This is a genomic window from Allostreptomyces psammosilenae (assembly GCF_013407765.1).
GTDB classification, from domain to species: Bacteria; Actinomycetota; Actinomycetes; order Streptomycetales; family Streptomycetaceae; genus Allostreptomyces; species Allostreptomyces psammosilenae.
The window spans coordinates 211,584-223,785 of record NZ_JACBZD010000002.1 but is presented as its reverse complement, the minus strand read 5'-3'; the positions used below and the strand labels follow the sequence as shown (position 1 = coordinate 223,785).

Annotated in this window: 11 protein-coding genes; 6 read left to right on the top strand and 5 right to left on the bottom strand. The window is 75.2% G+C overall.

Going from position 1 to position 12,202, the window contains the following annotated elements:
* Nucleotides 1–37 precede the first annotated feature (37 nt).
* Complete coding sequence (locus tag FHU37_RS23270) at nucleotides 38–943, top strand: hypothetical protein (RefSeq protein WP_179816640.1); 906 nt, start codon at nucleotides 38–40, stop codon at nucleotides 941–943.
* 94 nt (nucleotides 944–1,037) lie between these two features.
* Entirely contained in the window at nucleotides 1,038–1,733 is a 696-nt protein-coding gene (locus tag FHU37_RS23265; protein WP_179816639.1) for a PH domain-containing protein, read from the top strand.
* Nucleotides 1,734–1,800: 67 nt separating this feature from the next.
* Here the strand turns inward: FHU37_RS23265 and FHU37_RS23260 are convergent, their stop codons facing one another.
* On the bottom strand, nucleotides 1,801–2,895 hold the full coding sequence (locus FHU37_RS23260) for a gluconolaconase (protein WP_179816638.1): 1,095 nt from the start codon (nucleotides 2,893–2,895) through the stop codon (nucleotides 1,801–1,803).
* A 253-nt stretch (nucleotides 2,896–3,148) separates the two neighbouring features.
* Between FHU37_RS23260 and FHU37_RS23255 the strand changes: the two genes are divergently transcribed.
* A complete protein-coding gene (locus FHU37_RS23255; RefSeq protein ID WP_179816637.1) occupies nucleotides 3,149–5,083 on the top strand; it encodes a protein kinase domain-containing protein in 1,935 nt (644 codons plus the stop codon).
* Between the two features lie 188 nt (nucleotides 5,084–5,271).
* Nucleotides 5,272–5,748, top strand: coding sequence for a peptidase inhibitor family I36 protein (locus FHU37_RS23250; RefSeq protein WP_179816636.1), 477 nt, complete (start codon nucleotides 5,272–5,274; stop codon nucleotides 5,746–5,748).
* A 121-nt stretch (nucleotides 5,749–5,869) separates the two neighbouring features.
* Here FHU37_RS23250 and FHU37_RS23245 read toward each other — a convergent pair whose 3' ends face one another.
* From FHU37_RS23245 to FHU37_RS23230, 4 genes are all read right to left on the bottom strand, one after another.
* Nucleotides 5,870–6,757 (bottom strand): hypothetical protein, encoded by an 888-nt coding sequence (locus FHU37_RS23245; protein WP_179816635.1) that lies wholly within the window; start codon nucleotides 6,755–6,757, stop codon nucleotides 5,870–5,872.
* 79 nt (nucleotides 6,758–6,836) lie between these two features.
* On the bottom strand, nucleotides 6,837–7,235 hold the full coding sequence (locus tag FHU37_RS23240) for a peptidase inhibitor family I36 protein (protein WP_179816634.1): 399 nt from the start codon (nucleotides 7,233–7,235) through the stop codon (nucleotides 6,837–6,839).
* Between the two features lie 299 nt (nucleotides 7,236–7,534).
* The gene (locus tag FHU37_RS23235) at nucleotides 7,535–8,206 is read right to left on the bottom strand and encodes an HAD family hydrolase (protein ID WP_179816633.1); all 672 of its coding nucleotides are present in this window, start codon (nucleotides 8,204–8,206) and stop codon (nucleotides 7,535–7,537) included.
* 147 nt (nucleotides 8,207–8,353) lie between these two features.
* Nucleotides 8,354–10,096 (bottom strand): penicillin-binding transpeptidase domain-containing protein, encoded by a 1,743-nt coding sequence (locus FHU37_RS23230; RefSeq protein WP_246451244.1) that lies wholly within the window; start codon nucleotides 10,094–10,096, stop codon nucleotides 8,354–8,356.
* A gap of 137 nt (nucleotides 10,097–10,233) precedes the next feature.
* Here FHU37_RS23230 and FHU37_RS23225 point away from each other — a divergent pair, with 137 nt between their 5' ends.
* On the top strand, nucleotides 10,234–11,241 hold the full coding sequence (locus tag FHU37_RS23225; RefSeq protein ID WP_179816632.1) for a LysR family transcriptional regulator: 1,008 nt from the start codon (nucleotides 10,234–10,236) through the stop codon (nucleotides 11,239–11,241).
* On the top strand, nucleotides 11,238–12,185 hold the full coding sequence (locus FHU37_RS23220) for a serine hydrolase (RefSeq protein WP_179816631.1): 948 nt from the start codon (nucleotides 11,238–11,240) through the stop codon (nucleotides 12,183–12,185). Before FHU37_RS23225 ends, FHU37_RS23220 begins: the two co-directional genes overlap by 4 nt.
* Nucleotides 12,186–12,202 lie beyond the last annotated feature (17 nt).

Here is a 12,202-nt window from a genome sequence, read left to right as displayed (position 1 = left end):
AAGCCAGCTCAGGGCCGGATCGACCAGCCTGGTGCCCATGACGACCGACCTCTCCGCCACCGCGGCCTTCATGGCCACCCACGCCCGCCTCCTCGACCGCCGCCGCTTCGACCTGCTCACCGGCCGCGCGCACCCGGACGACGTCGTCTCCGCCCTGGCCGCCTACCGCAACCCCGACGGCGGTTTCGGCTGGAGCCTGGAGCCCGACCTGCGCGCGCCGGTCAGCCAGCCCGGCCACGCCCTGCACGCCTTCGAGGCCCTGGAGGACATCGGCCCCGACCTGCCCCCGGCCGCCCGGCGCCTCGCGGCCGGGCTGTGCGACTGGCTGGCCTCCGTCACCCTGCCCGACGGAGGCCTGCCCTTCGCCCTGCCCGTCCCGGACGCCGACACCGCCGGCTGCGCCCCGCTGTGGCTGAAGGAGGACCCGCGCGTCTCGTCGCTCCACCTGACCGCCGTGGTGGCCGCCCTCGCCCACCGCGTCGCCCGCCACGACCCGGGCGTCCGCGAACACCCCTGGCTCGCCCGTGCCACGGAGTACTGCCGGAGCCGGATCGCGGAGTTGGAGGCCCCGCGCCACGCCCTGGAGTACCGCTACGCCCTGTGGTTCCTCGACGCCGCGCACGACGTCCTGCCGGGCGCACCGGCCGAGCTCGCCCGCCTCGCCGCGTGGCTCCCCGCCGATGCCGTCCTGCCCGTGGAGGGCGGCGCCGACGGCGAGGCCATGCGCCCCCTCGACTTCTCCCCGCAGCCGCACCGGCCGCTCCGCGCCCTCCTCGCCCCCGACGCCGTCGAGGCCGACCTCACCCGCCTGGCCGCCGAGCGCCAGGCCGACGGCGGCTGGATCGTCGACTGGCACTCCCACTCCGAGGCCGCCGCCCTCGAATGGCGCGGCTGGTCCACCGTCCGCGCCCTCACCATCCTGCGGGCGCACGGGATGGTGTGAGCCGACGGGAGGGGTCCGTGGAGGGCGGGTGTTCGTAGGCTGGAGCCGCGTCGGGGCCACGGGGACGGGGATGGGGATGAGGATGCGGACGGGCATGGCTGTCGAGGCGCTGCCTCGGGAGTACCGGGCGAGGGCGGGGCGGACCGCGAGCCTCTGTGTCGCGGCCGGGCTCGGGACGGTTCCCCCGCTCCTGCCGCTCCTGCTCGTGGAGGGGGTTCCCGGCTGGGTGGGGGTCGTCGGCGTGGTGCTCGTCGCCGGCCTCATCGGGTCACTGGCCTTCGCCGCCTCCCGGTGCGGCACCGTCGTGGACCTCGACGGCATCCGGGTACGCGGCGTCTTCCGCAGCACGCGGCTGAGGTGGGCGGAGATCCAGGCCCTGCACGCCGAGGAGGAGCTCACCGCCGTCGTGCGGCGCTATGGGCCGCGCGTGATCGCGAACGCGTACCGGTCGGACGGCCGCCGCGTGCCGCTGCGCTACGTGGACGACGTCCACGTGTCCTCCGTCCGGGACGAGGTGGAGCTGATGCGCGCGGCGTGGGCCGCGTTGCGCGGCCCGGACTGGCGCCCGTCCGCCGAGGTCTCACTCCGGATCGCCCGCCGCGATGCGGCCCGGACGGGACTGCTGGCGGGGATGTTCTGGGGGACGGCTGCCCTGATCGGCACGGGCACCCTGTCCATGTTCATGCCGGCCGGTGAGGTGCCCGATTGGCTGCTGGCCGTCCTCGTCCTCGCAGTGCCGCTGGCCGTCTTCCTCCTGGTCTGGCTGGCCTCCTACCGCCGCAACCGCTGAGCAGCCCTGAGCCGCTCCGCGGGGGAGTCTCCAACTGCCCGAGCGGCATTGAGGGGGCAGCCCGGCCTCACCAGGCGCGGAGGACGAAGTCGGTGGGGGGTTGGTCGCTGGGTTCGAAGATCTCGCGTATCCGGCCGCTGAGGACGTACTCGCCGTAGGGGGTGACGGCGACGGTGGAGGGGTCCTGCTCGGGCCAGTCGCGCTGCTCGGCGACGTGGGCCGACGCCCAGGAGTCGTCGGAGCGCAGGATGGTGACGGCGTCGCGGTGGCCGGGTTCGCCGTCGGTGGCCATGTCGTTGGAGACGACGATCAGCGAGCCGTCGGCCCGCAGCGCCATGCCGTCGATGGTGGTCAGCGGGGGGTCGACGGGCACCTCGGTGACGGCGGGGGTGTCGGAGGCCGCCGGGTCGGCGACGCGGAACAGCCGGGCGCCCTCGTAGCGTCCGACCAGCAGGAACCCCTCGGGGTGGACGACGACGCCGTTGAGGCCCATCTCCTCGGTCTCGAAGCCGGGGGCGGTGATGGTGTGGGTGACGCGGCCGTCCGGGTCGACGCGGATCAGCCGGTCGGCGGCGGAGTCGGTGACGTAGGCGTAGCCGGCCTCGTCCACGGTGACGTCGTTGGCGCAGGTCTCCCCCCGGCCGCCGGCGGAGATGTCCACCAGGTGCAACGTCTCCCCGCTGGCGAGGTCGAAGACGCCGAGCCCGGACATGGCGGCCCGGCTGGGATCGCCGAGCCGTGGCCCCCAGTTGTTGTAGGCGGCCAGCACGCGGCCGCGCGTGCCGTCGACCGCCAGGCCCTGGGTGGCGACCCGGCCGATCGGCGGGACGAGGGTGGTGACGGTGAGCCGTTCCAGGTCCACGACCGAGACGCTGCCCTGGGCACCGGATCCCACCAGGAAGGTCTCCCGGCTGGGATCCCAGGCGACGCCCTCCGGGTACAGCCCGGGGGCGGAGACGTTGAGCACGCCGGGGAGCGTCGTGGTGTCCGCGAACGCTCGGCGCGGGCCCGCGAGCAGGCCGCCGACACCGCCGGAGACGGAGACGGCGGCGGAGACGGCGGTGGCGGCGGCGAAGCCGAGGAGGCGTCGGCGGCTGAGGGATGGGCGGGCGAGGGGCGGGTGGGTGGCGACGGGTCGGCGGAGGGTCGGCCCCGGTATCAACGCATGCTGTCCCTTCGTGACGGGCGCGCGGTCAGGCGCGGGCAGCCCGAGAGGAGATGTCGATATGTAGCTATATAGATGCCCAGCGTGACGATGCGAAGGGGTCGCGGGGTGGGGCGCAGGGGTGCGTAACGCTTCAGCACGGATGACTCTCCGTCATGGTCGCTGCGCGGAGCGGCCGGTACGGTAATGGGCCGGGCAGTGCGGCGGGAGGCGGCGCCCCCGCGCGACACCAGGACGACCAGGGGGACGAGTGGATACCGCGATGTACGTCGGCCCGGACGCGCAGCCGGAGAAGTACCGGCTGATCCGGTCCATCGGCCACGGCGGCGAGGCCGTGCTGTACCTCGCCGAGGTGACCCTCGCCGGCGCGGTGGAGCCGGTGGTGGTCAAGGTGCTCGACGCCACGTCGGCGGGCGGCCCCGAGGCCTTCCGGGAGCTGGGCTCCCGGTGGGCCGAGCAGGCCGAACTGCTCCGCTTCATCGGCCGGATGGGCGTGGTCGGCGTGCGCGAGCACTTCGAGGGCGCCGTCCCGCACCGGGCCGCGCCCCTGTCGCCTCCGGAGGGGGAAGCGGCGGCGACGGCCGACGGCGACGCCACCGCGCCGCCGCCCGAGCGGGCGCTGTACCTGGTGATGAACCACGTGGACGGCCTGGACCTGCGCGACTGGCGGGCCGAACGGCTCTCCGAGGGACCGCGCGGCCGTCGGCAGGCGCTGGCCCACCTGGAGCAGGTGGCCGAGGTGCTGGACTGGCTGCACTCCGGGCGGGCCACCCCGTCGGGCCGCACGGTGGTGCACGGCGACCTCTCCCCCGGCAACGTGATGATCGACGTCAACGGCCAGGCCACGCTGGTCGACTTCGGCCTGAGCAAGATCAGCGCCCGGCACCTGACCAGCCGCCCGTGGTTCACCCCCGGCTACGCCGCGCCGGAGGTGCTCTCCGGCGAGTACACCCCGGCGACCGACCGGTACGCCTTCGGCGCCGTGGCGTACTTCCTGCTCTCCGGCGAGGAGCCGCCGCAGTCCCCGGAGCAGTTGCGCGACGCCTTCGCCACGCTGCCGGAGCTGGAACGGGCCGACGGGCGGCAGCGGGAGCGCGCGCTGGCGATGTTCTCCACCGACCCGTCCGAGCGGCCGTCCGCCGTGGACTGGCTGCGCACCATCCGGGCCGCCGCCACCTCGGGGCCGTGGAGCGCGGCGGCCGGGACGGCCGGGGCGGCCGGGGCGGCAGGGGTCGGAGCCGCAGGGGCGGCCGGGGTCGGGGCGGCCTCCGCACGGACGGCCGGGGCGGCGAACGTGCCGCCTGTGCCGCCCACGCCACCCACCGCGCCGCCGCACCCGCCGACGGCTCCGGGGCATCCGACGCCGGGCGCCGTCGTCGGCACGGCCGGGATGGCGGGGGCGGCGGCACCGCCCGCACCGGCGCCGCGGCGCGGCCGGCGGGCGCTGACGGTGACGGCGATCGCCGTGGCCTGCGTGGTCGTCGCAGCCGGCTCGGCGGCGGTGGGCGCACTGCTCGGAGGGGGCGGCGACGACGGAACCGGGGCGCGGGGCGCCGACGGCGAGACCGTCCAGCCCCTCGATCCGCCGGCCGACGACGCGGCCGGCCCGTCCGCCTCCGCGCCCGCGGCGCAGCCCTCGCCGAGCGCCTCGGAGACGGGCGCCGGGACGGGGACGGAAACGGAACCGGAGACGGACGCGCCCGCGGAGAGCGGCACGCCCTCGGCGGGGACGGATCCGGGAGCGCCGTCGCCTTCGCCTTCGACGTCGGCCGACGGCGGCGCGGCGCCCTCCCTCGGCTCCGACCAGATGTACCTGTCCATCCAGGATCCGGTGGACTCCGGGCGAGACCATGAGGCCGGACGCGGCACCATCGACGCGACCGAGTACGAGCGCTCGGTGGTCGCCAACGCCTGCTACGACCGCACCTGGGTGGAGTACTACCTGCGCCGGGAGTGGGACACCTTCTCGGTGACGGTCGGGATGTCCGACTACTCCCCCTCGGGCTCGGAGGGCACCTTCAGCGTGATCGCCGACGGCCAGGAGATCGCCCAGGAGCACGCCGCGATCGGGGAGGCCGTGCGGATCAGCGTCCCGGTGCGGAACGTGCTGCGGCTGCGCCTGGCGGTGGAGTGCGAGGACGGCGACAGCATGCCGGTGTGGGGCGACCCGGTGCTGACCCGGTGACCGCGGTGGCCGTCCGGGCTGCGCACTGAGGGGTGTGGACGCTGAGGGGTGTGGACGCCGGGTCAACGGTTCGTGCACTCCTCGCGAAGGACTTCCGGAGGAGGTCGCGGCAGGGTGGGAGGCAAGCGATCCCACCTGATCCCGCGTCTGGGCGCGTCCCTGGAGGGGCGCGCGTTGGGAGGTCCTCGATGAGCCGTACCCCACGCCCGACAGCACACCTGACAGCACAGCAGACTGCGTCCCACGGGCCCGCGCCCGTCGGGCCGGCGCCGGCCCGGCCCGCGTGGCGCCTCCGGGCGGCGCTGGTCGCCGCCGTCGCGGCCGCGGCGCTGCCGGCGGCCACCGGCGTGGCCGTGGCCGCCGCCGACGAGACGTGCGCGGCCGGCGAGTTCTGCGTCTGGGAACAGCCCGGCCAGCAGGGCCGCGCCTACCAGTGGACCCGCTCGGACGACGACTGGCGCGACGACACCTGGCCGGGCGGCGGCGACAGCGTCGGCGGCCGGATCGGCTCGCTGTGGAACCGGAACGCCTGCACCGTGCAGGTCTACCAGTACGCCGGCTACTCCGGGGCCTGGCAGTCCTTCCAGCCGGGGGCGCGGGACGTCGACCTGAGCAACGACCCGATCGGGGTCGCGGGCGCGAACGCGCACCGGATCGCCTGCTGAACCGCCATCGGCCCGCCGGCCCCGACGACGCTGTCGGGGCCGGCGGGCCGGTGGTTCGGCTTCCGGTACGGGTCGCGAATCGCGGATCGCGGATCGCGGATCGGCTCGACGGAGCGGCCGGTCAGCCGCCGCCGAGTTCGGCCAGGACGGCCCGGGCGTTCTCCAGGTACGTCGCGTTGGCCGCCCCGACCCGCTCCAGCTCGGCCGCGTGCTCGGCGACCATGTCGCGCTGGATGTCCGTCTCGGCCCGCACCCAGGTCTCCACCAGGCCGACCTCGTGCTTGCACGCCACGTCGGCGGCGGCCACCGCCCGTTCCGCCTCGGTCGCCTCCGGGGCGTCCAGGTCCCACGCCTCGTCGCCCGCGGCGTCGCGCGGGGTGTCGTAGGAGTGGCCGCGGGCGCTCATGCACTCCCGCCAGTCCTCCTTGGCGGCCACGACGTCCGGGTGGAGGTCGGAGCGGTCCAGGGAGCCGAAGTCGAGGTCGGTGAAGAGGGCGTGGTCGGCCTCGCCCGCGCCCCGGGCGATCCGCTCGTCGGCGCTCGTGACGCAGCCCTCCTCGGACTCGGCCGGCCCGAAGTAGGCCGCCTCGGCCCCCGGCTCGGCGAGCGTCTCCGAGCGCACCCGCTCGACCTCCGCCGAGCGCGGATCGGGCGGCAGGTGGTACCCGTACCGCTCGGCGACACCCGGGTCGATCACCCCGTACCGGCGGCGGGCCGGATCGATGTCCGCGGACGCCTCGGTGGAGACGTACCACTCGAAGCCCGCCTGCTCCATGCAGTCCCGGATCAGCAGGTCCCGGGCCCGCCGGACCTCGGACTCGGCGGCGTGGTCGAGCCGGTAGGCGTCCAGCGGAAGGGTCAGGTCGAGCGCGGCGGCCCGTTCGGCCGGGGACGGCCCGCCACCGGCGGCATCGCCCTCACCCCCGCCAGCCGACAGCCCGTAGTACCCGCCGCCGAGGGCGATCAGCGCGACGGCGGCCAGGGCGGCGTTCCTCGTTCGATGCCTCATCCCACCTCCCGGCGGTCACGGTGCGGGGAGTGTGCGGCCGGGCACGGGGCGGTGCCGCCCCGTGCCCGCCGGGTCACCCTCAGCAGACCGACCGGTGCGAACTGGCGCGGTTGTCGCCGATGTTGTTGTTGTTGAGGTAGCCGTCATCGTCGCCGGACTGGAAGGTGGTGTAGGCGCCCTCGTGGCTGACGTGCTGGTACAACCGCACCGCGCACGACTCCAGGTTCCGGACGGAGCTGGCCTCGTTGTCCAGCCCGTCGTCCGTGTTGTACCACTCGTCGTTGTTGTAGTCGGAGTCGTCCCCCGTCCACTCGTAGATGCCACCGTCGTTGCTGCCGTTGAAGTCCTGGTTCTCCCAGAGACAGAACTCCCCCGTCCCGCACGTGCCGTTGGCGGCGGACGCCACCCCGGTGGCGGCCGGAAGGACGGCGAGCGCCATCACGGCGACCAGCGCGGTCCTGCGGAAAGTGCGCTTCATCTTGAGACCTCCCCTGCGTGCCGTCCCCCGACGGCGCGCGCGGACGTGTTCCGAAGGGATCCGGACGAGATCCCCCGTCGGACGGCGACGCGGATCGTCTCGCCGTCCCACCGTCAGAATGGCCGGGCTGCGCTGGGAAGTCGTTGGCGAGGAGTGGCCGGATCCTTGACCGTCCGTCCACGCGCATGCCCATGACACACGACGACCGGCCAGCGCGGGCGGCGCGAGGGCGCCACGCTGACCGGTCGCCGCCGGGGGGTGGGGGAAGGTGGAGGGAAGGAGATCAGCGCGCGGGGGGATCAGCGCGCGCGGGCGGCGTAGTCGGCGAACCAGTCGCCGAAGGCGGTGAGGTCCGGCAGCACCACGTCGGCGCCGGCCGCCGCCAGTTCGTCCGCGGAGATGGGGCCGCTGGGCACCGCGACGCTCACCGCGCCGGCCGCCTGGGCGCCCCTGATGTCGCCGATGTGGTCGCCGACGTAGACGGTGGCGTTCTGCTCGCGCAGCGCCTCTCCCTTGGCGTCGGCCCACAGCCAGCCGTAGACCTCGTCCACCTCGATGCCGAGGTGCTTCAGGTGCAGCACCGCGTTGGGCTGGAACTTGCCGGTCACCACGATCGGACGCCCGCCGGCCGCCCGCACCGCCTCGACGGCCTCCAGCGCGCCCGGCATCGCCGGCGAGGGCTCGATCGCGTAGTCCGGGTAGAGGGCGCGGAACCGGTCACCGGCCTGCTGGATCTCGTCCTGGGGGAACCAGTGGGCGAGCTCCACCTCCAGCGGCGGGCCGAGCCGGGTGACGGCCAGGGCGCTGTCGATGAAGCGGCCGGACTCCTCGGCGAGCCGGTCGTAGACCGCCTTCACGCCGGGGCGCGAGTCGATCAGGGTCATGTCGAGGTCGAAGCCCACGGTGGGCGCGACCGGGGAACCCGCCGTGGGTTCGGGGGCGGCGGGTACGGAGGCGTGGGGGGAAGCCATGGCCCCAGGCTAGACGCCCGTCCTCAACCTCCTTGCGGCACGCCCCCGCAAGACCGTCGCCGTGGCCCCACCAACGGCCGGCGCGCCCCGCCCCCTCCACCGGGGAGGGGGCGGGGCGCGAACCGGCCGTCACCGCGTGTCGTCGCGCTAGTTCCGGGCCGTGGCCAGCTCGTCGAGGAACGCGCGCGCCACCGGGCCGGCGTCCCGGCCACCGGAGCCGCCGTCCTCCAGCAGCACCGCGAACGCCACGTCGTCCTGGTAGCCGATCATCCAGGCGTGGGTGCGCGGCGGGTTCTCGGTGCCGAACTCGGCGGTGCCGGTCTTGGCGCCGACCTCGCCCGGCAGGCCGCGCAGCGCCTCGCCGGAACCCTCGGTGACGACCGCGCCCATCAGCTCGCGCAGCTGCCCGGCCAACGTGGGGTCGAGGGGTTCGACCTCGTGCGGGTTCTCCACGGCGTCCGGGACCACCACCGGCTGGTGGAAGGCACCGGACCGCACGGTGGCCGCGACGGACGCCATCACCAGCGGGCTGGCCTCGACCGTGCCCTGGCCGATCATGTTGGCGGCCAGCTCGTTCGGGCTCCCGGGCACCGGGACGCTGCCGTCGAAGGTCGCCGCGCCCACCTCCCAGACCGCGCCGATGCCGAACTGGGCGGCGGTGTTGGTCAGCGCGTCCTCGCTGAGCCGGTCACGCAGCGAGATGATGCCCGTGTTGCAGGAGTTGGCGAAGTTGTCGCGGAAGGTGGAGCCGTCCTCCAGCACGAACTCGTCCTGGTTCTCGAACGACTGCCCGTTCACCGTGACGGTGCGCGGGCACTCCACCGGGGTGGAGGGGGTCACACCGGCCTGGAGCAGCGCCGCGGCGGTGATCACCTTGAAGTCGGAGCCGGGCGGGTAGCGGCCCTCCAGGGCGCGGTTGAACCCGCTGGCCGGGTTGTTCGCCACGGCCAGCACCTCGCCGTTGGTGGCGTCCAGGGCGACCAGCGCCGCGTTGACCTCCACGTCCTCCAGCGCCGCCTCGGCGGCGCCCTGCACCTCCGCGTCGATGGTGGTCTGCACGGGCGTGCCCGGGGTGGCCTCGGAGATCTCGAACAGCGTCTCCTGGGTCTCCTCGCTGGCCCGGTCCGCCAGCTCCACGGCGGTCGCCGACCGGCCGGCGAGCTGGTCGGCGTAGCGGGCCGTGAGCCCGCCGCTGCCGTCGTAGCCGACCAGCGCGGGCGCGGCGCCGTCGAACGTCTGGCCGTCCCGGTCGAGCACGTCCGCCGGCTCGGCCTCCTCCTCGCTCAGCCGCAGCACCGTGCTGTCGGTGAGCTCGGGGTGGATCACCGTGGGGTCCCAGACGATCTGGCGCTCGCCCTCGCCGCCGTCGGTCTCCACCACGGTCAGCTCGCTGGTGTACTCCCAGGTGACCACCTCGCCCGCGTCCGCCGCCCCGGAGGCGTCCGCGGAGGGCGAGGCGGCGGCGTCGGTGGAGGCGTCCGCCGCACCGTCCGAGGGGGATGCGGAGGCGTCGGCCTCCGCTTCGGCGCCGGCGTCGGGGCCGGTCGGGAAGGACATCCGGACGGTGAACGGCACCGTGAAGGAGCCGTCCTCGTTCTCCACCGGCTCGCCCGACTCCATCGAGGAGGCCGGCAGGCCCAGGTTCTCCATGGTGGTGGTCAGCGCCTGCTCGGCCGCCGTCGGGTTGTCGGTGACGGCCGCCGCGGACGCCGGCACCCCGGCCGACCAGGTGCGCAGGAACTCGTCCGCCACCCCCCGGGCCTGGTCCGCCGGATCCTCACCGTCACCGAACAGCCCACACCCGGCGAGCTGCGGACTCGCCGCGATCAGCACGGCCACCGCCAGCGTGCGGGTCCTGGCCCGACGCCTGACACGTCGCGATTCGCTCAAGGTCTCTTCTCCCTTCCCCCGGCGCGCGCCGGTGCGCACCCCGACGCCAGTATGAGGAGCTGACCAGACCGAGCCGTTCCCTGTCCAATACGGATATCAGCCGTCAGGCGATAACGCTTCGGATATCGTTCCTGGTCATGGACCTGATCCGGCATCTGCGCTGCTTCCTCGCCGTGGCGGAGGAAGGCCACTTCGGCCACGCCGCGGCGCGGCTGGGCATGGCACAGCCGCCGCTGTCACAGCGTATCCAGCGCCTGGAGCGCGAGCTGGGCGTGCGGCTGTTCGACCGCGGCAGCCGCGGAGTCAGCGTCACCCCCGCCGGCCGGCTGCTGCTCGCCGACGCCACCCGGCTGCTGGAGAGCGCCGACGCCCTGTTCGCCACGGCTGACCGGGCCCGGCGCGGCGAGGTCGGCACGCTGCGCGCCGCCGTCCTGCCGGACACCGGGGCCGCCGCCGTCACCGCCGTCCTCACCGGTTTCCGGACGACCTCGCCCGGTGTCCAGCTCGACCTCCACGAACTCGGCACCACCGACCAGCTGGCCCGGCTCGCCGACCGCTCGCTGGACGTCGGGCTGGTGCAGCACCCCTGCGACCTGACCGGGCTGGAGCTCGGGCCGCTGCTGCGCCGGCCGCTGGGCGTGCTGACCGCCGCGACGGCCACGCCGGGCGCCTCCGCGTCCGCGCCTGGCGCCTCCTCCACGCCTGGCGCCTCCGCCCTCGGGCCGCCGTCCGGCCCGGTGCGCCTGGCCGACCTCGCCGGCTCCGCGCTCGTCCTCTTCCCGCGCGCCAAGGCCCCCGGCCTGCACGACGAGATCCTCACCACCTGCGCCCGCCACGGCTACACCCCGGCCGAGGTGCGGGAGGCGGAGAACCCGCAGTTCGTGCACGGCCTGGTGGCCTCCGGCGAGGCGGTGGCGTTCGCACCGCACACGCCGGGCGCCGGGCCGGGCACGGTCTGGCGCCCCCTGGCCGGCGCGCCGCTCGCCTGGCGGCTGTCCACCGCCTGGCCCTCCGGCGGCGGCTCCCCCGCCGTGCGGGCCTTCGCCGCGGTGGTGCTACGCGCGCTGTGCGAACATGCCGGGACGACCGCGGACATTCCCGACCGCCCCGTCCACCCGCGGCCCACCTCGGAGTTCCTCACGTGAGCAGCCGGCCCACCCCACCGTCGGGCACGCCCACCCCACCACCGGGGGCGCCCACCCGCGCCCGCGCGCGCATCCGGGCCGCCTTCGCCGCGGCCGGGGTGACCGGCTGGCTGCACGCCAGGGACGTCGACACCGGGGCGGAGCTGGCGGTCGACGCGGACACGCCGGTGAGCACCTCCAGCGTCCACAAGCTCTGCCTGGTGGTGACCCTGCACCGGCTGGCCGCCGAGGGCCGGATCGACCTCGCCGAGCGGATCGAGGTCAACCCGCACGACCGCACCTCGGGCCCCACCGGGCTGAGCGCCATGGCCGACCCGGTCACCATCTCGCTGCGCGACCTCGCCCTGCTCGCCATCACCGTCAGCGACAACGCCGCCGCCGACGCCCTGTGGGCCCGCGTCGGCACGCCCGCCATCAACCAGGCCATGGCCGACCTGGGCCTGACCCACACCGTCGCCGTGCACCGGGTCGGCGAGCTCTTCGCCACCATCGCCGAGGACACCGGCGGCGCAGGGCCGGCCGCGCTCGCCGACCCGGCCGTCGTCGCCCGGCTGCGCGCCCTCGACCCGCACCACACCAACCGCGCCACCGCCCGCGACATGACCCGCCTGCTCGCCGCCGTGTGGCGCGACGAGGCCTGCCCGCCCCCCTACGGCGACCAGGTCCGCCGCCTGCTGGCCCTCCAGGTGTGGCCGCACCGCCTCGCCTCCGGCTTCCCCTTCGACGACGTACGCGTCTCCGGCAAGACCGGCAGCCTGCCCACCCTCCGCCACGAGGTGGGCGTGGTGGAGTACCCGGACGGCGGCCGCTACGCCGTCGCCGTCTTCACCCGCTCCGCCTCCACCGCCGTCAACCTCCCAGCAGCCGACGCCGCCATCGGCCAGACCGCCCGCCTGGCCGTCGACGCACTCAGGGTGGGGAGTGGGGCGGGCGTGGAAGGGTGAGGCTTGGCCGCTGTCTC

What these genes read in the sequence shown, in the direction of transcription:
- FHU37_RS23270 (WP_179816640.1), top strand. Translation starts at nt 38, where the DNA reads ATGACGACCGACCTCTCCGCCACCGCGGCCTTCATGGCCACCCACGCC.
- FHU37_RS23265 (WP_179816639.1), top strand. Translation starts at nt 1,038, where the DNA reads ATGGCTGTCGAGGCGCTGCCTCGGGAGTACCGGGCGAGGGCGGGGCGG.
- FHU37_RS23250 (WP_179816636.1), top strand. Translation starts at nt 5,272, where the DNA reads ATGAGCCGTACCCCACGCCCGACAGCACACCTGACAGCACAGCAGACT.
- FHU37_RS23245 (WP_179816635.1), bottom strand. Translation starts at nt 6,757, where the DNA reads ATGAGGCATCGAACGAGGAACGCCGCCCTGGCCGCCGTCGCGCTGATC.
- FHU37_RS23240 (WP_179816634.1), bottom strand. Translation starts at nt 7,235, where the DNA reads ATGAAGCGCACTTTCCGCAGGACCGCGCTGGTCGCCGTGATGGCGCTC.
- FHU37_RS23235 (WP_179816633.1), bottom strand. Translation starts at nt 8,206, where the DNA reads ATGGCTTCCCCCCACGCCTCCGTACCCGCCGCCCCCGAACCCACGGCG.
- FHU37_RS23225 (WP_179816632.1), top strand. Translation starts at nt 10,234, where the DNA reads ATGGACCTGATCCGGCATCTGCGCTGCTTCCTCGCCGTGGCGGAGGAA.